20 protein-coding genes are annotated in these 19556 nt (G+C 67.7%); 8 read left to right on the forward strand and 12 right to left on the reverse strand.

Features of this window, described 5'->3' with window-relative positions:
• Positions 1 to 9: 9 nt before the first annotated feature.
• Both HQ325_RS10985 and HQ325_RS10990 read right to left on the reverse strand, forming a co-directional pair.
• Positions 10 to 1386 carry a glutamate decarboxylase gene (locus HQ325_RS10985; protein WP_222629435.1) on the reverse strand — a complete coding sequence of 459 codons (1377 nt, stop codon included), beginning with the start codon at positions 1384 to 1386 and terminating at the stop codon, positions 10 to 12.
• Positions 1387 to 1435: 49 nt separating this feature from the next.
• On the reverse strand, positions 1436 to 2065 hold the full coding sequence (locus HQ325_RS10990) for a UdgX family uracil-DNA binding protein (protein ID WP_222629437.1): 630 nt from the start codon (positions 2063 to 2065) through the stop codon (positions 1436 to 1438).
• 73 nt (positions 2066 to 2138) lie between these two features.
• Here HQ325_RS10990 and HQ325_RS10995 point away from each other — a divergent pair, with 73 nt between their 5' ends.
• Positions 2139 to 3032, forward strand: a complete 894-nt coding sequence (locus tag HQ325_RS10995; RefSeq protein WP_222629439.1) for a glucose 1-dehydrogenase — start codon at positions 2139 to 2141, stop codon at positions 3030 to 3032.
• Positions 3033 to 3114: 82 nt separating this feature from the next.
• A complete protein-coding gene (locus tag HQ325_RS11000) occupies positions 3115 to 3525 on the forward strand; it encodes a PspA/IM30 family protein (RefSeq protein ID WP_222629441.1) in 411 nt (136 codons plus the stop codon).
• Here HQ325_RS11000 and HQ325_RS11005 read toward each other — a convergent pair.
• Positions 3497 to 4498: a bile acid:sodium symporter family protein gene (locus HQ325_RS11005; RefSeq protein ID WP_308014522.1), complete on the reverse strand. Its 1002-nt coding sequence runs from the start codon at positions 4496 to 4498 to the stop codon at positions 3497 to 3499. The genes HQ325_RS11000 and HQ325_RS11005 overlap by 29 nt on opposite strands.
• A 1-nt stretch (position 4499) precedes the next feature.
• On the reverse strand, positions 4500 to 4913 hold the full coding sequence (locus HQ325_RS11010; RefSeq protein WP_222629443.1) for an SdpI family protein: 414 nt from the start codon (positions 4911 to 4913) through the stop codon (positions 4500 to 4502).
• A 66-nt stretch (positions 4914 to 4979) separates the two neighbouring features.
• Between HQ325_RS11010 and leuS the strand changes: the two genes are divergently transcribed.
• The gene (gene leuS, locus HQ325_RS11015; protein ID WP_222629445.1) at positions 4980 to 7835 is read left to right on the forward strand and encodes a leucine--tRNA ligase; all 2856 of its coding nucleotides are present in this window, start codon (positions 4980 to 4982) and stop codon (positions 7833 to 7835) included.
• 57 nt (positions 7836 to 7892) lie between these two features.
• Here the strand turns inward: leuS and HQ325_RS11020 are convergent, their stop codons facing one another.
• The 4 genes from HQ325_RS11020 to HQ325_RS11035 form a co-directional block, all read right to left on the reverse strand.
• A complete protein-coding gene (locus HQ325_RS11020) occupies positions 7893 to 8696 on the reverse strand; it encodes a DNA/RNA non-specific endonuclease (protein WP_222629448.1) in 804 nt (267 codons plus the stop codon).
• Between the two features lie 140 nt (positions 8697 to 8836).
• Positions 8837 to 10342: a tripartite tricarboxylate transporter permease gene (locus HQ325_RS11025; protein WP_222629451.1), complete on the reverse strand. Its 1506-nt coding sequence runs from the start codon at positions 10340 to 10342 to the stop codon at positions 8837 to 8839.
• On the reverse strand, positions 10342 to 10890 hold the full coding sequence (locus HQ325_RS11030) for a tripartite tricarboxylate transporter TctB family protein (protein WP_027505982.1): 549 nt from the start codon (positions 10888 to 10890) through the stop codon (positions 10342 to 10344). The genes HQ325_RS11025 and HQ325_RS11030 overlap by 1 nt, the downstream gene beginning before the upstream one ends.
• The gene (locus tag HQ325_RS11035; protein WP_261778225.1) at positions 10887 to 11867 is read right to left on the reverse strand and encodes a tripartite tricarboxylate transporter substrate binding protein; all 981 of its coding nucleotides are present in this window, start codon (positions 11865 to 11867) and stop codon (positions 10887 to 10889) included. The genes HQ325_RS11030 and HQ325_RS11035 overlap by 4 nt, the downstream gene beginning before the upstream one ends.
• Positions 11868 to 12044: 177 nt before the next feature.
• Between HQ325_RS11035 and HQ325_RS11040 the strand changes: the two genes are divergently transcribed.
• The gene (locus tag HQ325_RS11040; protein WP_027505984.1) at positions 12045 to 12431 is read left to right on the forward strand and encodes a universal stress protein; all 387 of its coding nucleotides are present in this window, start codon (positions 12045 to 12047) and stop codon (positions 12429 to 12431) included.
• Between the two features lie 24 nt (positions 12432 to 12455).
• Here HQ325_RS11040 and HQ325_RS11045 read toward each other — a convergent pair whose 3' ends face one another.
• Positions 12456 to 13127, reverse strand: coding sequence for an SDR family oxidoreductase (locus HQ325_RS11045; protein WP_222629456.1), 672 nt, complete (start codon positions 13125 to 13127; stop codon positions 12456 to 12458).
• Positions 13128 to 13136: 9 nt separating this feature from the next.
• The gene (locus HQ325_RS11050) at positions 13137 to 13595 is read right to left on the reverse strand and encodes a MarR family winged helix-turn-helix transcriptional regulator (RefSeq protein WP_027505986.1); all 459 of its coding nucleotides are present in this window, start codon (positions 13593 to 13595) and stop codon (positions 13137 to 13139) included.
• A 99-nt stretch (positions 13596 to 13694) separates the two neighbouring features.
• Here HQ325_RS11050 and HQ325_RS11055 point away from each other — a divergent pair, with 99 nt between their 5' ends.
• From HQ325_RS11055 to HQ325_RS11065, 3 genes are read left to right on the forward strand one after another with little or no spacing between them, the layout of a single operon-like run.
• A complete protein-coding gene (locus tag HQ325_RS11055) occupies positions 13695 to 14201 on the forward strand; it encodes a VOC family protein (protein WP_222630949.1) in 507 nt (168 codons plus the stop codon).
• A 45-nt stretch (positions 14202 to 14246) separates the two neighbouring features.
• Positions 14247 to 14846 carry an NAD(P)H:quinone oxidoreductase gene (gene wrbA, locus HQ325_RS11060; RefSeq protein WP_222629459.1) on the forward strand — a complete coding sequence of 200 codons (600 nt, stop codon included), beginning with the start codon at positions 14247 to 14249 and terminating at the stop codon, positions 14844 to 14846.
• A 30-nt stretch (positions 14847 to 14876) separates the two neighbouring features.
• Positions 14877 to 15659: a pirin-like bicupin family protein gene (locus HQ325_RS11065; RefSeq protein WP_027505989.1), complete on the forward strand. Its 783-nt coding sequence runs from the start codon at positions 14877 to 14879 to the stop codon at positions 15657 to 15659.
• Positions 15660 to 15673: 14 nt separating this feature from the next.
• Here the strand turns inward: HQ325_RS11065 and HQ325_RS11070 are convergent, their stop codons facing one another.
• Together HQ325_RS11070 and HQ325_RS11075 are read right to left on the reverse strand one after the other, a co-directional pair.
• Positions 15674 to 17104 carry an amino acid permease gene (locus tag HQ325_RS11070; RefSeq protein WP_222629462.1) on the reverse strand — a complete coding sequence of 477 codons (1431 nt, stop codon included), beginning with the start codon at positions 17102 to 17104 and terminating at the stop codon, positions 15674 to 15676.
• A gap of 23 nt (positions 17105 to 17127) precedes the next feature.
• The gene (locus tag HQ325_RS11075) at positions 17128 to 18069 is read right to left on the reverse strand and encodes a universal stress protein (RefSeq protein WP_222629465.1); all 942 of its coding nucleotides are present in this window, start codon (positions 18067 to 18069) and stop codon (positions 17128 to 17130) included.
• 133 nt (positions 18070 to 18202) lie between these two features.
• Here HQ325_RS11075 and HQ325_RS11080 point away from each other — a divergent pair, with 133 nt between their 5' ends.
• A complete protein-coding gene (locus HQ325_RS11080; RefSeq protein WP_222629468.1) occupies positions 18203 to 19540 on the forward strand; it encodes an amylo-alpha-1,6-glucosidase in 1338 nt (445 codons plus the stop codon).
• Positions 19541 to 19556: the final 16 nt, after the last annotated feature.

Consider the following 19556-nt stretch of genomic DNA (forward strand, 5'->3'; position numbering starts at 1 on the left):
GAGTTCTCGTCAGTGGGCGAAGTGCCGAGCGTGCGAGTGCCCGTCGCCGTCGGTGGAGAGCGACGCCAGGACGGCGTCGATCGCTTCGCACAGCATCCTGCCCAGGTCTGCCGAGAAGCCCTCTCGCACAACGATTCTCAGGACCGAGACCGACTCGGCACGGGCCGGCATGGTGTACGCGGGAACCTGCCACCCGCGGGCGCGGAGTTCGTGCGAGACGTCGAAGACGGTGAAGCCGCAGTTCTCGCGCAGCGCGAATGCCACCACCGGGATGTCGGACCCGTCGGAGATGACGTCGACGTCGCCGTGCTCGCGCAGGTGGTCGGCGACGCGGGTCGCGGTCGAGCGCAGCGAGGTCATGACATCCGTGTAGCCGGCGCGGCCGAGGCGGAGGAAGTTGTAGTACTGACCGATCACCTGATTGCCGGGGCGTGAGAAGTTCAGGGTGAACGTCGGCATGTCACCGCCGAGGTAGTTGACGCGGAACACGAGGTCCTCGGGGAGGTCCTCCTTCTCGCGCCACACGACGAATCCCAGACCGGGGTAGGTCAGTCCGTACTTGTGACCACTGGCGTTGACGGACCTCACGCGCGGCAACCGGAAGTCCCACACCAGGTCCGGATTCAGGAACGGGACCACGAAACCGCCGCTGGCACCGTCCACGTGGATCGGAACGTCCGGCCCGCCGGCCGCGGCGATCTCGTCGAGCACGGCCGCGATCTCCTCGACGGGTTCGAGTTCGCCGGTGAACGTGGTCCCGAGGATCGCGAGCACGCCGATGGTGTTCTCGTCGACGGCGTCGCGCACCTGGTCGGCCGTGACGACGTAGCGTCCCGGCTCCATGTCGAGGTACTTCGGCTCCACGTCGAAGTAGCGACAGAACTTCTCCCAGACCACCTGGACGTTCGTCCCCAACACGAGGTTGGGCCGACCGGTGTCCGCACCGGCCGCGGTCCGACGTGCGCGCCACCGCCACTTCAGTGCCAGACCGGCGAGCATGACGGCCTCGGACGAGCCGATGGTCGAGACGCCCGTCGCGCTGGACGGATCGGTCGGGTCGAGCCCGGGCGCGTTCCAGAGATCCGCCACCATGTTGACGCACCGCTCCTCGATCGCCGCGGTGGCCGGGTACTCGTCCTTGTCGATCATGTTCTTGTCGAACGTCTCGGCCATCAGCTTCTCGGCCTCGGGCTCCATCCACGTGGTGACGAACGTGGCGAGGTTGAGACGGGAACTGCCGTCGAGCATCAGCTCGTCGTGGATGAAGCGGTAGGTGACGTCGGGATCCATGCGGTCGTCCGGCAGTCGCAGCGCCGGAACGGGATCGTTGGCCAAGCGCCCGGTGTAGGCAGGAGAGATCGTTCCGTCTCGCGGGATTCTCGTCACGACGCCACGCTACTGCGGTGACCGGGGCGGTGCCTGTGAACTTCCGGTGTCATTCCAGGAGTGATGCGGCCACTCGTAGATCGGCGACGAGTGCGTCGAACGCGGCATCGCGTTCGTCGTCCGGCGCTCGGAGGACGGCCGACGGGTGCGCGGTGGCAACAGCTCTCGCCTCGCCCACCTCGAGGACGCGCCCCCGGTCGACACCGATCCGGAACGAGGTCCCCAGCATGGCCTGCGCCGCCGTCGCGCCGAGGAGGACCACGACGGACGGGTCGACGGCGCGGATCTCCGCCTCGAGCCACGGGTGACAGGCGACGACCTCCGAGCGCAGCGGCTTCTTGTGGATGCGACGCGGGCCGCGGTCGGCACGCGTGAATTTGAAGTGCTTGACCGCGTTGGTGACGTAGGTCAGCTCCCGGTCGATGTCCGCCTGCGCCAGAGCACGATTCAGGAGCGCACCCGCCGGGCCGACGAAGGGCTGTGCCCGTCGATCCTCCTGATCCCCCGGTTGCTCGCCGATGAGCATCATGCGAGCGGACGGGGTGCCGGCTCCGAACACCGTGTTCTCCGCGGGCTCCCACAGGTCGCATCCCCGGCAACTGCGGGCCGCGTCGGCGAGAACGCGGAGATCGTCGGACTCGGGCACGAAGGTGCCTGCGCCGGTGAACTTCGGGGCCATGTCTTCGGTGGTACCCGCCACGTGCCCGGTGACACCTGTTTGGCACCCCCCGCGGCCGGGGCATGCCACGGCGATGACCGACCAGTACACGTTCACCGATCCCGTCACCCAGTACCGACAGGACGGGTACCCCGAGCAGCACCAGGATCCGCCGGGCCTCGCCGCGGAACTCGAGCCCAAGGCCGACCACGGTGAGGGCAGCTACCGCGGCACCGGTCGGCTGACCGGGCGCAAGGCACTGGTCACCGGTGCGGACAGCGGCATCGGCCGCGCCGTCGCCATCGCGCTGGCCCGCGAGGGCGCCGACGTCGTCCTCAACTACCTGCCGTCGGAGGAGAAGGATGCGCAGGAGGTGGCCGACCTGGTGCGCACCGCCGGGCGGACGGCGGTACTCGCTCCCGCCGACCTCACGGACGAGTGCGCGGCTCGCGGCATCGTCCGCACCACTGTCGAGAAGTTCGGTGGCATAGACCTTCTCGTGAACGTCGCCGGCAAGCAGCAGTACGTCGAGAAGCTCGAGGACCTGAGCCCGGACCAGTTCGACGCCACGTTCAAGACCAACGTGTACGCGCTGTTCTGGATCATTCAGGAAGCGGTTCCGCACATGCCGGCAGGCTCGACCATCGTCAACACGAGCTCGATCCAGGCCTACACGCCGTCACCGGGGCTCGTGGACTACGCGACGACCAAGATGGCGATCAACACGATGAGCAAGGCGCTGGCGCAGCAACTCGCTCCTCGTGGGATTCGCGTCAACGTCGTAGCTCCCGGTCCGTTCTGGACGCCCCTGCAGGCGTCCGGCGGACAGCCCACGTCGGCGCTGCCCGAGTTCGGCCAGGAGACGCCGCTCGGTCGTGCGGGTCAGCCCGCCGAGTTGGCCGGTGCCTACGTGTACCTCTCGTCGGCCGAGTCCGGGTACGTCACCGGCGACACGCTGAACGTCAACGGCGGGATGCCGACGCCGTAGCCGCCCGATCGTGGACTTCCAGCCCCGCATTCCGGGGTCGGGAGTCCACGATCACCGGGGCGTTCGGGCCTACCCTGGTGACATGACCGACTTCTCGTCCGACCGGGCCGCGTCGTTGCCCGATGCGGAGGTACTCGATCTCGTCGTCGCGCTCACGAGTGCTCGCCCGGCGCTGCGGGCGGTGTACGACGCCGCGCTGGGCCTCACCCCGGAAGCGTCCGTCGATCCCGACGTCGTGCCGCGCACCCCGTCCGTGAACGACATCCCGCAGATGGGCGGCGGTTCACCGACCGGGTTCACCGATGCCGGAGTGCCCACCTTCGACGCGGTGCGCGAACGCATCGACGGGCGTTCGGGGCGCGCGGTGGGTTCCACCGAGCTGGACGCCGAGAGCACGATCGGACGCACCGAGGCGGAGAAGTTCGCGGAGCGGGAACGAGCCGGCTCGGCGCGACTGGACGAGATCAGGAAGTCGATGCGGAAGAATCCCTGATCGCCTGGCGTTCGTAGCGACCGGCGAGGACGGCGCACACCACCAGTTGGATCTGGTGGAAGATCAGCAAGGGAAGCACGATCACGCCGACGGGTTGCCCGACGAAGAGCACCGACGCGATCGCGATGCCGCTGGCCAGGCTCTTCTTCGAGCCGCAGAACACCACGACGATGCGGTCGTCGCGTGACATGCGGAGTGCTCGGGCGATTCCGGCGGTCGCCGCGAGAACGACGGCGAGCAGTGCGCTGCACAGGATCACCACCGCCACGATCTGCCACGGCGTGGTCGCGGACCACACTCCCTCGACGCGGGACGCGCTGAAGGCGGCGTAGACGATCAGCAGGATCGATCCACGGTCGACGAGCAGGGTGCTGGACCGGTGCCGCGCCACCCATCCCGCGAGCCACCGCCTGGCTAACTGTCCGGCGACGAAGGGCAGCAGGAGCTGCAGCATGATGTCGACGATCGACCCGGCGTCGATGCTCGCTCCGCCCGTCGTGCTCATCAGCAGGACCACCAACAGTGGCGTCGCGAACACTCCGACGATGTTGGACAGCGACGCGCTGACGACGGCACCGGCGACGTTGCCGCGGGCGATCGAGGTGAAGGCGATCGACGACTGGATCGTGGACGGCACGAGGCAGAGGTACAGCATGCCCGTGTAGAGGTCGTCGGTCAGCAGCCCCGGTGCGAGCACCCGTACACCGAGCCCGAGGACGGGGAACAGCAGGTAGGTGCAGGCGAGAACGACTCCGTGCAGTCGCCAGTGCCGGACACCGTCCATGGCGTCACGGGGAGACAGTCTGATCCCGTAGAGGAAGAACAGCAGGCCGATGCCGATCGTGGTGACCCACGACAGGGCATCGGCCGCGGTGCCGGACACCGGGAACACGGTGGCTGCGATGGCAGCAGCGAAGATCGCGAGGACGAAGCCGTCGAGCGCTCTGATGGTGCCTGTCAGGGAGAACGCCACGTCAGGACGGCTGGCACGCGTCCTTGAGGCTGCAGGAGATGCAGCTGTGGCCGCACCCGCCGGTCTCCTCGACCGGTATCGCAGCCGCGGCGCGGGTACCCATGGCACCGCCGTACGCGGCGGTGACGAGCGCGGCGACGGTGGTCAGCACGGCGGCGACCACGCCGAAGATGCCGCCCGGCGCGAGGGTCGACACTGCGCCGACCAGCAGGAAGACCGCGGCGGCGGCCGTCGTCGGGCCGGCGACCCTGTTGGCGACGGTGAAGGTCTCGTCCGAGCGCATGCTCGCTTCCGTCCGGACCCCGGCGACGGAGTTGCGCTTCAAGCGGCCGGTCAGACCGAGGAACGCCACCGCGCCCAGCGCCACGGCGCCGACGAGGAGTACGAGCAGAAGGATCACGGACACGACAATCACGATCACCACTTTACGGCGTCGTGGCCGGGCGTCCGCGTGCGGATCGTCACGCTTTACGCTGGTCGGGTGAGTGAACACGGCGACACCTCCCCCGACACGACCCCCGGCCACCGCTACACGGCGGATCTGGCGGGTTCCCTCGAGTCGCGCTGGCAGGAGCGGTGGGCTGCCGAGGGGACGTTCGACGCACCCAATCCGGTGGGCGAGCTCAGCACCGGCGATCCGGTTCCGACCGACAAGTTGTTCGTGCAGGACATGTTCCCGTACCCGTCCGGCAGCGGTCTGCACGTCGGCCATCCGCTCGGCTACATCGCGACGGACGTGTTCGCCCGCTACCACCGCATGCAGGGCCGCAACGTTCTGCACACCCTGGGGTACGACGCCTTCGGCCTGCCCGCCGAGCAGTACGCGGTGCAGACGGGCACGCACCCGCGCACCACCACCGAGGCGAACATCGCCAACATGCGCCGGCAGCTGGGGCGGCTGGGCCTGGGTCACGACACGCGTCGCTCGCTGGCGACGACGGACGTCGACTTCTACCACTGGACGCAGTGGATCTTCCTGCAGATCTTCGACTCCTGGTACGACACCGAGTCGGGCAAGGCTCGTCCGATCGCCGAGCTCGAGGCCGAATTCGCTTCCGGTGAGCGGGTTCTCGACGACGGACGGTCGTGGGAGTCCCTGTCCGTCTCCGAGCGCCGCGACGTCCTGGACGGTCATCGGCTGGTCTACGAGTCCAACTCGCTGGTCAACTGGTGCCCGGGTCTCGGCACCGTGCTGGCCAACGAGGAGGTCACGGCCGACGGTCGCAGTGATCGCGGGAACTTCCCGGTGTTCCGGAAGAACCTGCGCCAGTGGATGATGCGCATCACCGCCTACTCCGATCGTCTGATCGACGATCTGGATCTGCTCGATTGGCCGGACAAGGTCAAGACGATGCAGCGCAACTGGATCGGACGGTCCCGCGGCGCCGAGGTCACCTTCGAAGCGGGCCTGCCGCACGGGTCCGGCACCGCCGACATCGACGTGTTCACCACTCGCCCCGACACGCTCTTCGGCGCCACCTACGTGGTGCTGGCACCCGAACACCCGCTGGTGGACGACATCACGGCGGCGGCATGGCCGACGGACACCGACGAGCGCTGGACGCACGGTGAGGGAACTCCCGTCCTCGCAGTCGGTGCGTACCGTCGCGCGATCGCAGCCAAGTCGGACCTCGAGCGCCAGGAGAACAAGGAGAAGACCGGTGTGTTCACCGGCGCCTTCGCCGTGAACCCGGTGAACGGCGCGTCGGTGCCGGTCTTCATCGCGGACTACGTGCTGACGGGCTACGGCACCGGCGCGATCATGGCGGTTCCGGGTCACGACCAGCGCGACTGGGAGTTCGCCACCAAGTTCGGACTGCCTGTTGTGCAGGTCATCTCGGGTGGCGACGTGGACGAGTCCGCGTGGACCGGAGACGGTGAGCTGGTGAACTCCGGTTTCCTGGACGGGCTCGACGTGGATGCCGCGAAGGCGCGGGTCATCCAGCAGCTGGAGAAGGACGGCCACGGCAAGGGCACCATCCAGTACAAGCTGCGTGATTGGCTGTTCGCGCGTCAGCGCTACTGGGGCGAGCCCTTCCCGATCGTGTACGACGCGAACGGCAAGGCACACCCGTTGCCGGAAACCGTTCTGCCCGTCGAACTCCCGGAGGTCGAGGACTACGCTCCCGTCTCGTTCGATCCCGACGACGCGAACAGTGAACCGTCTCCCCCGCTGGCGAAGGCGACCGACTGGGTGAACGTCGAGCTCGACCTCGGTGACGGTCTGCAGACCTACACGCGTGACACCAATGTCATGCCGCAGTGGGCCGGCAGCTCGTGGTACCAGCTGCGCTACATCGACCCCACCAACTCCGAGCAGATGTGCGCACCGGAGAACGAGGCGTACTGGATGGGCCCGCGTCCGGACATCCACGGCGAGAACGATCCCGGCGGCCTGGACCTGTACGTCGGCGGTGTCGAACATGCTGTGCTGCACCTGCTGTACGCCCGGTTCTGGCACAAGGTGCTCTTCGATCTGGGCCACGTCAGCTCGAAGGAGCCGTACCGCCGCCTGTACAACCAGGGGTACATCCAGGCCTACGCCTTCACCGACGCGCGCGGCGTCTACGTCCCGGCGGACGAGGTGACGGAAGAGGGCGGTAAGTACTTCTTCCAGGGCGCCGAGGTGAACCGCGAGTACGGCAAGATGGGCAAGTCGCTCAAGAACTCGGTCTCGCCCGACGAGATCTTCGCCGAGTACGGCGCCGACACCCTGCGCATGTACGAGATGTCGATGGGTCCGCTGGACACCTCGCGCCCCTGGGCGACGAAGGACGTCGTCGGCGCGCAGCGATTCCTGCAGCGTGTGTGGCGTCTGGTGGTCGACGAGGAGACCGGAGCCGTCCGGACCACCGACGCGACGCCGAGCGACGCCACGCTGAAGGCTCTCAACCGGACCGTCGAGGGTGTCGACGCGGATTACGCTGCGCTGCGCGACAACACGGCCGGCGCGAAGCTCATCGAGTACACCAACCACCTCACGAAGGAGTACCCGCAGGGCGCACCTCGGGACGCCGTCGAGCCGTTGGTGCTGATGCTGGCTCCTCTCGCACCGCATATCGCCGAGGAACTGTGGAACACGTTGGGCCACAGCGAGTCGCTGGCTCACGGTCCCTTCCCCACGGTCGACGAGAAGTGGCTCGTGGACGACACGGTGGACTACCCGATCCAGGTCAACGGCAAGGTGCGCTCGCGCATCACCGTCGCTGCCGACGCGTCCCGCGAGGACGTGCAGGCGGTGGCCCTGGCGGACGAGAAGATTGTGGCACTTCTCGACGGCAAGGAGCCGAAGAAGGTCATCGTCGTGCCGGGCAGAATGGTGAACATCGTTCTCTAGCTCGGGAAGTCCCCACCTCCTCCCCGGCGTACTCGCGGGGAGGAGACGGGACCGACCTCACCACACCAGGTCGTCGGCTCTCTCGATCTCGCGCCACTCCACGGGCCGGACGCCGGGAACCAGGGCGAGGCGGTCCGCCGCCGTCAGCTCGGCCATCGCCAGGCCGGTCGCAGCGGCGATGTCGGTGATCGGCACCTGATACGTGCGGTACGCCCCGAGCGGAGGGATGTCGCTCGCCAGGACGCCGCGTTCGAGGATGGGTGCCAGCGATTCCGACTGGTCGAGCACGTAGCCGGTCGCGGCGAGCACGTCGTTCTGCCACCAGGCCGCGATCTTGAAGAAGCGCCGCGGGATCGCGACACCGCGGTAGACGGGATCGTCCTCGGCGAACACGCAGCCGCTGAAGACGGAGATCGTCTGCCCGTACGTCCGCGCGTGCTCGAGCACGTAGTCCTCGAGGCCGAGCCAGAGAGTCTTGGACTGGTTCAGCGTGGCCGTCTGCGGTCCGCACACCGTGTAGTGGAACGCGTCCTCGTTGGCCTGCTCGGCGACGTCACGCGAACCCCACACCGGGTCGCGTCGTCGTACGAGGTGCCCACGGTCGATGTCGTTGTCCGCGTACAGCTCCGGGCCGGCCTGCTGTGTCGCCGGCAGGCGCGGGTCGAGGCGCCAGTCGTCTCCGCGGTCCACCTCCTGCAACGCGCCGCCGTCGATGTTCACCGCGGTCACGGCGGCGAGGCGCCGCGAGGTATCCATCGACACCGAGAAGTGCGTGTAGGTCAGGACGGTCAGGTCCGGCCGGGCGGGGATCGGCAGCGGGGTGGTGGACAGGAAGGTCTCGTCGTATCCCATGACGCTCATTGAGTCACGGTGGGGTGACGCGGGGGTGAACACCCACGAACCCCCCGCGAGTACGTCCTGACCGTCGTGATCAGCTGCTGGACCACGACACTGTCGACGTACTCGCGGGGGGCGAGGGGTGAGGGGTGAAGCACGGTGCTCTAGAAGTCCACCTTCGCCCGCGACCGCACCTTCGTCACGATGGAGAAGACCACCGCGATGACCATCAACGTGTACAGGACGACGGTGATGCCACTGCCGACGAGGACGGAGACGTCCCCTTCACTGACGGCCAGGGCTCGTCTCAGCGAATCCTCGGCGAGCGGTCCCAGGATGACGGCGATGAGCACCGGCGCCAACGGGATTCCGAAACGGCGCAGCATGAATCCGATGATGCCGAGTCCGAGCATGGCGATGAGGTCCACGATCGAGGCGCTCACCGCGTATACGCCGAGTGAGGCGAACACGGTGATGCCGGCGTACAGGTAGTTCTTGGGAATCCTGAGCAGCTGCGCCCACAGCGGTGCGAACGGCAGGTTCAGGATCAGGAGGACGACCATGCCGACGAACAGGCTGGCGAGCAGTGCCCAGACGACCTCTCCGTTGCGCTCGAACAGCAACGGACCCGGCTGGATCCCGTACTGCTGGAACGCCGCGAGCAGGATCGCTGCCGTCGCCGATGTGGGAAGTCCGAGAGCGAGGAGCGCACCCATCGCGGTGCCGGCTGTGGAGTTGCCGGCGGCTTCCGGCCCGGCGACGCCGCGGATAGCACCCTTGCCGAACATCGGGTTCTTGCTGCGTCGGTCCAACCGGCGCTCGGTGCCGTAGGCCAGGAAGCTCGGCACCTCGGCGCCGCCGGCGGGGATGATGCCGAAGGGAACTCCGAATGCGGTGCCGCGCAACCACGCCGGCATCGCCTCGCGGAACTCGGCCTTGCTGAGGAAGGGCCGACCCTTCGACGGGATGAGCGTGGTGTCGTCGGGCTTGCCGATCTTCGAGGCGATGAAGATGACCTCACCGAGGGCGAGCATCGCGACCGTGATGACCACCACGGAGATGCCGTCGAACAGGGCCGGCACCTCGAACGTGAACCGTGATGCGCCGGAGGGTCCGTCGATACCGATGACGGCGAGTGTCAGGCCGATCAGCAGTGCGCTGAGACCCTTGAGGACGGAGTCGGACACCACTGCGGACGTCGCGATGAAGGCGAACACCGCCAGGGCGAAGTACTCCGCGGGTCCGAAGTTCGTGGCCAGGTCGGCGAGCGTCGGGGCGAAGAACACCACGAGGGTGGTGGCGATGATGCCGCCGATGAAGGCGCCGATGGCGGAGGTGGCCAACGCTTGTGGGGCGCGGCCGTTCTTCGCCATGCGGTGCCCCTCGAACGTTCCCGCGATCGCCGTGCTGTTTCCGGGGGTGTTCATGAGGATGCCGGAGATCGAGTCACCGAACAGGCCGCCGAAGTAGACGCCGGCGAACATGATGAGCGCCGACGTGGGCTCGAGGGTGAACGTCACGGGCAGGAGCAGGGCGACAGCCATGGCTGATCCGAGACCGGGAAGGACGCCCACCGCGGTGCCGAGCAGGGCGCCGACGACGACCCACACGATGTTCATGGGCGTCAGCGCGGTGCCGAAGCCGTCGAGGAGATTGGAGAGTGCGTCCATCAGAACACCGCCGCGAGGATGCCGCCGGGCAGCGTGAGCCCGAGTCCACCGGAGAAGACCAGCTGGACGACGGACGACATGACCAGCGCCACACCGGCGTCGAAGACGTACCGGGTGCCGCCGAGTCCGATCGAGACGCCCCAGAACAGCAGCGCACCGGCGAGCACCCATCCCAGTGGATTCAGCAGGGCGATGAACAGGGCGATCGAGCCGACGGTGATGCCGACGGAGCGCCAGTTGGACACGGTTCCGGTGTTGGGCTCGCCGGCCTCGTCGACGCCGAGGTCGACCTCGTCCGGAGTGCGGAGCAGTTGAACCGCGACGAGTACGGCGATCACGAAGCACAGTCCGGCGATGATGGCCGGGAAGACCTGCGGGCCGGGCGATGTCGCGGTGTCGGGCACGTCCATGGTGACGGTGCCGTAGATCAGGAACAGGCCGAGGGCGACGAGAAGCCCCGACACCACCAGTCCACTCCGACCGTGGAGGAAACCACGATCGGTATCGGGCGGCGTTTCCGCCCGCGTGGTCGAAACACTCTCACTCATACCAGGCCCAACTCTCGGAGGATGTCGGTGATGCGGGTCTGTTCGACCTCGAGGAAGTCACCGAAGTCGTCCCCGGTGACGAAGGACGGCTTCCATCGATTGCGTTCGATGGCGGTGTCCCACTGTTCTGTCTCCTGCATCTCGGTGACGATCTCGATCAGCGTCTGCCTGTCGGTGTCGGAGAGGCCGGGAGGTGCGACGAATCCGCGCCAGTTGACCAGGTCGACGTCGTACCCGAGTTCCTTGAACGTCGGCGTGTCGATCCCCTCGACGGGTTCGGGTGCCGCCACCGCGAGGGCGCGGACGTTCCCGGATTCGATCTGGTCGCGGAAGTCGTTGTATCCGCTGACGGCGATGCCGACGGTGTTGGACAGCAGCGAGGTCAGCACCTCACCTCCGCCGGAGAACGCGATGTAGTTGATCGCCGCCGGATCGATGTCGACCTGCTGTGCCAGCTGACCGGAGACGATGTGGTCGATACCGCCGAGCGAACCGCCGCCGATGGGGAGACCGGGGTTGGCCCGCCATGCGGTGATGAAGTCCTCGATGTTCTGGTACGGCGAATCACGCGGCACGACGAAGACCTCGAAGTCCTCGGCCATCTTGGCGATGGGCACGGTGTCCTGCAGGGTGATGTCGGAATCGTTGATCGCGATACCACCGAGCATGACCGTGCCGGTCACCATGACCGTGGTCGACTGGCCCGTGAGATTCTCGAGCTGACTGAGCCCGATGGTCCCGCCGGCTCCGGGGACGTTCACCACCTGGGCGTTGTTCACGATGCCGTCGGAACGGAGTGCTTGCTGCGACTCACGCGCCACCAGGTCCCATCCACCTCCCGCGGCGGCGGGAGCGATCAGGGTCAACTTGGCGCGGGCGTCGGATCCGCTGGCGCTGCCGGCCGCGTCGATGCCGGCGACGGCGACGACGGCGACGACAGCGAGCGTGCCGAGCGCGCGCTTCACTGTGATCTGCATGGGCACGACAACTCAGGAGTGGTTTCGGTCACATCAGGAGGCTAGGTTCTGGATGTCCGAATAGTCCAGGGAATCCGAGTTGTGGCCATAGTGTGCACGGACGAATACCGCGAAACGTACGTCGCCGTGACGGAATCTCGGTGAACCTTGAGTCTCCCCGATGTGAAAGGCACCGTCATGACCGTTGCAGTAGCGATGAATTCGACACCCGAGGGCCGTGAGGCGCTCGTGCAGGGACAGGCGGAGGCGACGCTGAGGGGAACCGATCTCGTCGTCCTGTCGGTGATCGACGCCGATTCGGTCACCACCGCCCACCGGGACGCAGCCGAGGCGCAGGCACGTCAGGTGCTGGGAGAGAACTCCTTCACGGTGCGCGTCGAACCCGACGGCGGTGATCCGGCGGGGGCTCTCGTCGATCTGGTCTCGGATGTCGGTGCCACGCTGGTGATCATCGGATCACGTCGCCGAAGCGCGGTCGGAAAGTTCCTGACCGGCAGCACGGTTCAGCGCGTGTTGCTCGACAGTCCGGTCCCCGTGCTCGTGGTCAAGGCGAACGAGCACTGAGTCACGCTCGCCCCTGATCCCCGATCACCTTGTGCGCAGGACGATCTCGGTGGGATGCGCATCGGCGGGGGTGTCCACGGCCTGGCGGACGGCGCGGGCGACGGTCTCGACGGTGAGGTACTTCGAGGCGTCGTACGCGTCGCCCTCGCCCGCGACGATCGCGCGCTGCATGTCGGTGTCGATGCGCCCGGGGTGGACGGACGTCACGCGCAGGGTCGGCTCCTCGAGGCGCAGTGCGTCGCCGAAGGCCCGCAGCGCGAACTTGCTCGCCGCGTAGGCACTCCATCCGGGGTTGGCCCTGATGCCGGCGCCCGAGTTGATCAGCACGACGTGGCCGCCGGCTGCTCGGAGCGCGGGCAGCAGGAGGCGGGTGAGCTCGGCCACCGCGAAGACGTTGGCCTCGAACGTGTGTCGCCAGTCCGCGAGCGTCAGCGTCTCCACCGTGCCGAGATCGGCGACGCCCGCGTTGTGCACCAGGACGTCGAGGCTCGTGATGTCCGCGGTGGCCGCGGCGAGAGCGTCCGCATCGGTGAGGTCGACCGGCCACGGCCGCGCGCTGATCAGTTCGTCGGAGATGCCCGCGACGGAGTCGGCCGTCGATCCCCCGACCCAGACGTCGTGATCGGCGGACAACAGGCGAGCGATTCCCGCTCCCAGTCCGCGGGCGGCTCCGGTGACGAGTGCTGTGCGTGGCATACAGCGAGGCTATCCGGCGCCCTTCTGGATGTGCGTCCGCATGTCGGAGTACGCCCTCGCGAAGGTCGCGACGTCGTCGTCGGTGAGGACGTCGAACATCGACGCCCGGACGGCGCCGACATGGCCGGGGCTCGACGCCGCGAGCTTGTCCATACCCGCGTCGGTGAGTTCCGCGAGCATCCCCCGACGGTCGTCCTCGCACTCGACGCGGACGACCCAGCCGGCGTCGACGAGTCGGGTGATCGCCCGGGTGACGCCACTGCGGGTGGTGGTCACCGCATCGGCGAGGTCGCGCATCCGCATCTGTCGGCCGGGCGCCTCCGAGAGCACGACGAGCAGCTCGAAATCGGTGAAGGAGATCCCGGAATCGCGCGTGAGCTGCCGATCGAGCGTCTGCATGAGCAGACGCGTCGCGTCGAGGTACGAGCGCCAGGCGCGCTGCTCGTCCTCGGTCAGCCACTGAGTCATGACACCAGTCTACCCAAGTAGTTGACAGCGCAACCATGTGCGGTACTGTTCTCGGTAGTTGACAACGCAACGATTCGATCGAAGGCGGAGACGATGAGCATGACAGCCGACGAGCAGCAGCGCTCGGACGAGTTCGAGGCCCGGCGCGACCGACTGCGGGGCCTGCACCTGCAGCCTGCGGAGTCCCGCCCGACGTCCTCGGCGCGCGGACTGCACCACACCGCGCTGATCAGTAGCGACGTCGAGCAGACCATCCTGTTCTACCAGGGTGTGCTCGAGTTCCCACTGACCGAGTTGATCGAGAACCGCGACTATCCCGGCTCGTCGCACTTCTTCTTCGACATCGGGAACAGCAACCTCCTCGCCTTCTTCGACTTCCCCGGCCTCGACGTCGGCCCCTACAAGGAGGTGCTCGGCGGACTGCACCACGTGGCCATCAGCGTGGAACCCGACCGCTGGGAACACCTGCGGACCAAGCTGACGGATGCGGGCGTCGAGCTCACGGAGCACAGTGGAGTCTCGATCTACTTCCGTGATCCCGACGGTGCACGGCTCGAACTCATCGCCGACCCGCTCGGCGAGATGTACGGCCACCACGTTCTCTGAGTCCGAATCACCCCCGAACCACGTCCCTCTTCCGAAAGGTCACTCATGACGAAGCTCGCGATCCTCTACTACTCCTCCACCGGCCACGGCACCACGATGGCGGCCGAGCTCGAGAAGGCCGCTCAGGCGGCCGGCGCCGAGGTGCGCGTCCGGCACATCGCCGAGACCCGTGACCCGGCGACCTTCGCCGAGAACCCGGCCTGGACTGCCAACTACGAGGCCACCAAGGATCTGCCGGCCGCCACCGGTGACGACATCGTGTGGGCCGACGGCGTCATCTTCGGCTCGCCGACCCGTTTCGGCAGCGTCGCGTCCCCGTTCCAGACCTTCTTCGACACGCTCGGTGGCCTGTGGGCCCAGGGCAAGCTCGCCGACAAGGCCTACGCCGCGTTCACCTCGAGCCAGACGGCCCACGGCGGCCAGGAGACGACCATCGTCAACCTGTACACCTCGCTCATGCACTTCGGCGGCATCCTCGTTCCCCCCGGCTACACCGACGGACTGAAGTTCGCCGACGGCAACCCCTACGGCGTCGGCCACGTCACCGGACCCGACAACCAGAACGACCTGGACGACGCGACCCGCGCCGCCCTCGGACATCTCGCCACCCGCGTCGTCACCATCGCGGGCAAGCTCGCTCGGTAGTCTCACTCTCCATCCCGAGAAGGGACCCCCATGACGACCTCCACCGCACCCGAACTCGACGTCCGTCGCGCCGACGACCGGCCGGCCACGAACATCGGTTGGCTCGACTCGCACCATTCGTTCTCGTTCGGACATCACTACGATCCCGACAACACCCACCACGGGGTGCTGATGGTGAACAACGACGACATCGTGGACGCGGGTACCGGTTTCGACACGCACCCGCACCGGGACATGGAGATCGTCACGTGGGTCCTGCAGGGATCGCTCGTGCACCAGGACTCCATCGGGCACAACGGGCTCATCTACCCGGGGCTCGCCCAGCGGATGAGCGCCGGCACGGGAATCCTGCACTCGGAGAAGAACGACTCGTGGCGTCTCGCGTCGACGGAGAACCCGTCGCAGAAGCATCGGGACCCGGTGCACTTCGTGCAGATGTGGGTCGTGCCCGACGAGGCCGGCATCACCCCCGGGTACGAGCAGCTCGAGATCGACGACGAACTGCTCTCGGGCGGGCTGGTTCCGGTCGCGTCGGGAATGGACGCCTACAAGGACCACTCGGCGATCCGCATCAAGAACAAGTACGCCGCGATGCACGTCGCACGGTTGCGTTCCGACACCCCGGCTCAGGACCTTCCGGACGCTCCGTTCCTGCACGTCTTCGTCGCCCGCGGCGAGGCGTCGCTCGAGGGCGTGGGCCTGCTGCGCGAGGGCGACGCGGTCCGCATCAAGGGCGGTGGTGGACAGACACTGTCGACGACGTCCGCAGCCGAGGTCATCGTCTGGGAGATGCACGCCACGATCGGTCGCTGACCGTCACGGTTCGATCAGCCCTGGAGCCTGTTCGGCTCCAGGGCCGATCGCCGTCGTGAGTAGGTGAAGTAGAGCACCGACGTGGCCGCCAGCCAGACCGCGAAGAGGATCCACGTCTGGATGTGCAGGGTGCTGATGAGGTACAGGCATGCGCAGACCGACAGGATCGGGAGCACCGGGTACAGCGGAACCTTGAAGCCGCGCTCGATGTTCGGCTCGCGGCGGCGCAGGATGATCACTCCGGCGGAGACGACGATGAAGGCCACGAGCGTGCCCATCGACACCAGGTCCGCCAGGAAGTCCAGCGGCAGGAAACCCGCGAGCAGGGACACGAAGAACGCCACGATGATCGTGTTCTTCACCGGTGCGAGGCTGCGAGGGTTCACCTGCGAGAACACCGTCGGGATCAGACCGTCGCGGCTCATCGCGAACAGGATCCGAGTCTGCCCGTAGAGGGTGACCAGCGTGACCGAGAAGATCGAGACGACGGCGCCCGCCGACAGCACGATCGACGGCCAGCTCGATCCTGTGACGTACTGCAGGATCTCGGCGAGACCGGCTTCCTGGCCCTCGAACTCGGTGTACTTCTGCGCGCCGATCGCCGACATCGTCACCAACAGGTAGATCAGCGTGACCACCACCAGCGCGCTGATGAGCGCGATGGGCAGCGTGCGCTTGGGATTGTGCACCTCCTCGCCGGCCGTCGACACCGCGTCGAGTCCGATGAACGAGAAGAAGATCAGGCCGGACGCCGCACCGACACCGGCGACTCCGAACGGGGCGAACGGCTCCAGATTCTCGAGACTGAATCCGGTGAAACCGACGATCGCGAACATCGCGAGGATACCGATCTTGATGACGACCATGACGGCGTTCGCACGAGCGGACTCGCTCGTTCCGCGGATCAGCAACACGGCGCACAGCGCGACGAGCACGATGGCGGGCAGGTTGACGCCGAAGCCGGCCCCGTCCCCGGGTGCATGCGACAGCACGTCCGGAATGCGTAGTCCGACAGTACGATCGAGCAGGTCGTTGAGATACTGGGACCACAGCACCGACACCGCGGCCGTCGACACGCCGTATTCGAGGATGAGGCAGGCGCCGACGAGGATCGCGACGAACTCGCCGATGGTGGTGTACGTGTAGGTGTAGGTCGACCCGGAGGCCGGGATCGACGACGCCAGCTCGGCGTAGCAGAGCGCCGTCAGGCCGGCCGTGACGGCGGCGATGACGAACGAGAAGATGACGGCGGGCCCCGCGACCGGGACGGCGGAGGAGAAGATGAAGAAGATGCCGGTGCCCACGGTCGAGCCGACGCCGATGCACGTCAGCTGGAACGTGGTGATCGACCGCTTCAGCCGACCTTCGCCCGTCGCCTCCAGTGCTGCGATGTCGCTGATCGACTTGCGTCGCAGCAGTCCCGAACCGTTGCTCGGATCGCTCATGTTTCCTCCACTATCGGCGCGGTTCACCGAGCGAATCGGCTTCCACGGGGAACGACCAGAATCGGAACGGGGCTGTGCCGCAGTATCTTCGATGCGGTGGAGCCGAGGAACACACGGGCGAGCGGTCCGAGGCGGGACGAACCGAGCACCAGCAGGTCCTCCGGTCCCAGCTCGATCGAGTCCACCACGTGCTGCCAGTCCCCGCCGGAGCCCACCGCGCAGGTCGGGGACAGGGACGGGTAGGCGGACGTGACGTCGGACGCCGCGGAGTGCAGCATCGCGGTGGCCTGCTCGCGCCACTGCGACGTCACCAGATCCTCCGCGTCGTAGCCGCCGAAAGGGGGATACGTCGTCGAGCGTCGTGGTGCGAACGCCACCAGGCGCAGCGCGGTGTTCCAGCGCACCGCGAGAGCCGCCGCGGAGTACAGCGCATCCTTGGCCTCCGGGGTCCCGGTGTAGGCGCAGGAGATGCGGGCGACGGCGTCGGTGCGGCGGCGTGCGCCGCGCGGAGCCAGTGCCAGCGGGACCGCCGACGAGTGCAGCAGCGTCTCGCTCGTGCTCCCCGGCGTGAAGCGATCGTCGGGACCGTCGGAGCTGCCCAGCACCACCAGGTCGGCATGGTGAGTGGCCGCCGCCGCGGTGAGCGCGGCCGACTCGGCCGCGTTCTCGGCGAAGAAGGCGGAGGGCGATCCCAGATCGGCCGGTGTGAGCAGGTCCGCCATCGCTGCATCGGCCCGAGCGGCCGCATCCGTGCCGCGCTCCTCGAGCCAGCGTCGGTACTCCGCGTCCACGTGCGCCATCGACGGGAACGGCCACGTCCGCGGCAGCACGGTGCACGCTCGGACCGTCATCGCGCCGCCCGCGGCGCGGGCAGTGGTCGCCATGCGTGCGGCGAGACCCAGAGCATCGTGACCGGGGTCGTCCGGCAGCCACCCGACCAGCGCGGACATCGACGCGGTCGTCACACCCACCACCCCCGACCAGTTGCCCCGGCGCGTTCGACGCCGATGGCTCAGTATGCGACCGACGCGCCGGGCCCGCACCCCGACTCACCGGCGCGTCCTGCAGGATCGCGCCGTCCGACGGATGATGTCTCCCATGGCCGCCCCCGGATTCACCCCGACTCAGCTCGCAGCACGGGCCGCCTACCTCCTGCGCGGCAACGATCTGGGCACCATGACCAGCGCGGCTCCGCGCCTGTACCCGCACATGTGGAGCTGGGATGCCGCCTTCGTGGCGGTCGGGCTCGCCCCGTTGAGTGTCGAACGGGCCGTCGTCGAGCTCGACACCCTGCTGTCCGCACAGTGGTCGAACGGCATGATCCCGCACATCGTCTTCGCCGGCGGCGTCGACGGATATTTTCCGGGGCCCGCGCGCTGGCAGGTGAACGAACTCGCCGCGCACGCGCCCGTCGGCGTCCACACCTCGGGGATCACGCAGCCCCCCGTGCACGCCATCGCCGTGCAGCGCATTCTCGATCACGCCCGTCGACGTGGGCGGACCACGCGGCAGGTCGCCGGTGAGTTCCTCGATCGGCGATGGCCGGATCTGGTGCGGTGGCACCGCTGGCTGGCACACGCACGCGATCAGAACCACACGGGGCGCATCACGCTGTACCACGGGTGGGAATCGGGCATGGACAACTCGCCGCGCTGGGACGCGGCGTACGCGAGGGTGATTCCGGGGGCGGTGCCGCCGTACACCCGGGAGGACACGTCCATCGTCACCGACTCGTCGCAGCGCCCGAGCAACATCGAGTACGACCGCTATCTCTGGCTGCTCGAGGAGATGAAGCTCGCGCGGTACGACGATCTCGCGCTGAACAGCGCCATGAGTTTCGCGGTGGAGGACGTGTTCGTCAGCGCGATCTTCGCCGTCGCCTGTGACGTGCTGGCCACAATCGGCGAGGACCATTCCCGGCCTCATGCGGACGTGCGGGACCTGCGCGCCTGGGCCGACCGGTTCCGGAGCGGCGTCGTCGCCACCACCGACGCGCGTTCCGGCGCGGCTCGGGATCGCGACGTGCGGTCCGGGGAGTGGATCAAGACCGACACGATGGCGATGTTCGCGCCGCTGCTGTGCGGTGGGTTGCCTCGTGACACCGAGCGGGCGCTGTTGCGACTCTTCGAGGGTCCGCGCTTCTGCGGGCACCCGGACTTCAAGTACGCCGTCCCCCCGTCGACGTCGCCGATCTCGCGGGACTTCCGACCTCGCGAGTACTGGCGCGGTCCCGTGTGGCCGGTGGTGACGTGGCTGTTCTCGTGGGCCTTCGCCCGACGCGGGTGGTCGGAGCGGTCGGCGATGTTGCGCGAGGAGGGGCTGCGGCAGGCCGGCGACGGCAGTTTCGCCGAGTACTACGAGCCGTTCACCGGAGAGCCGTTGGGAAGCATGCAGCAATCGTGGACCGCGGCCAGCGTGCTCGACTGGCTGGGCTGACCGCGGTCCACGACGG

The sequence above is a fragment of the Rhodococcus sp. BP-349 genome (assembly GCF_019835845.1).
GTDB lineage: Bacteria > Actinomycetota > Actinomycetes > Mycobacteriales > Mycobacteriaceae > Rhodococcoides.

Excerpts from the sequence above, each read along its gene's own strand:
- HQ325_RS11065 (WP_027505989.1), top strand. The coding sequence starts at position 14,877 with ATGACGACCTCCACCGCACCCGAACTCGACGTCCGTCGCGCCGACGAC.
- HQ325_RS11055 (WP_222630949.1), top strand. The coding sequence starts at position 13,695 with ATGACAGCCGACGAGCAGCAGCGCTCGGACGAGTTCGAGGCCCGGCGC.
- HQ325_RS11080 (WP_222629468.1), top strand. The coding sequence starts at position 18,203 with ATGGCCGCCCCCGGATTCACCCCGACTCAGCTCGCAGCACGGGCCGCC.
- HQ325_RS11025 (WP_222629451.1), bottom strand. The coding sequence starts at position 10,342 with ATGGACGCACTCTCCAATCTCCTCGACGGCTTCGGCACCGCGCTGACG.
- HQ325_RS11070 (WP_222629462.1), bottom strand. The coding sequence starts at position 17,104 with ATGAGCGATCCGAGCAACGGTTCGGGACTGCTGCGACGCAAGTCGATC.
- HQ325_RS11000 (WP_222629441.1), top strand. The coding sequence starts at position 3,115 with ATGACCGACTTCTCGTCCGACCGGGCCGCGTCGTTGCCCGATGCGGAG.
- HQ325_RS11030 (WP_027505982.1), bottom strand. The coding sequence starts at position 10,890 with ATGAGTGAGAGTGTTTCGACCACGCGGGCGGAAACGCCGCCCGATACC.
- HQ325_RS11045 (WP_222629456.1), bottom strand. The coding sequence starts at position 13,127 with ATGCCACGCACAGCACTCGTCACCGGAGCCGCCCGCGGACTGGGAGCG.
- HQ325_RS11020 (WP_222629448.1), bottom strand. The coding sequence starts at position 8,696 with ATGAGCGTCATGGGATACGACGAGACCTTCCTGTCCACCACCCCGCTG.
- HQ325_RS10990 (WP_222629437.1), bottom strand. The coding sequence starts at position 2,065 with ATGGCCCCGAAGTTCACCGGCGCAGGCACCTTCGTGCCCGAGTCCGAC.
- HQ325_RS11050 (WP_027505986.1), bottom strand. The coding sequence starts at position 13,595 with ATGACTCAGTGGCTGACCGAGGACGAGCAGCGCGCCTGGCGCTCGTAC.
- wrbA (WP_222629459.1), top strand. The coding sequence starts at position 14,247 with ATGACGAAGCTCGCGATCCTCTACTACTCCTCCACCGGCCACGGCACC.
- HQ325_RS11040 (WP_027505984.1), top strand. The coding sequence starts at position 12,045 with ATGACCGTTGCAGTAGCGATGAATTCGACACCCGAGGGCCGTGAGGCG.
- HQ325_RS10995 (WP_222629439.1), top strand. The coding sequence starts at position 2,139 with ATGACCGACCAGTACACGTTCACCGATCCCGTCACCCAGTACCGACAG.
- HQ325_RS11035 (WP_261778225.1), bottom strand. The coding sequence starts at position 11,867 with ATGCAGATCACAGTGAAGCGCGCGCTCGGCACGCTCGCTGTCGTCGCC.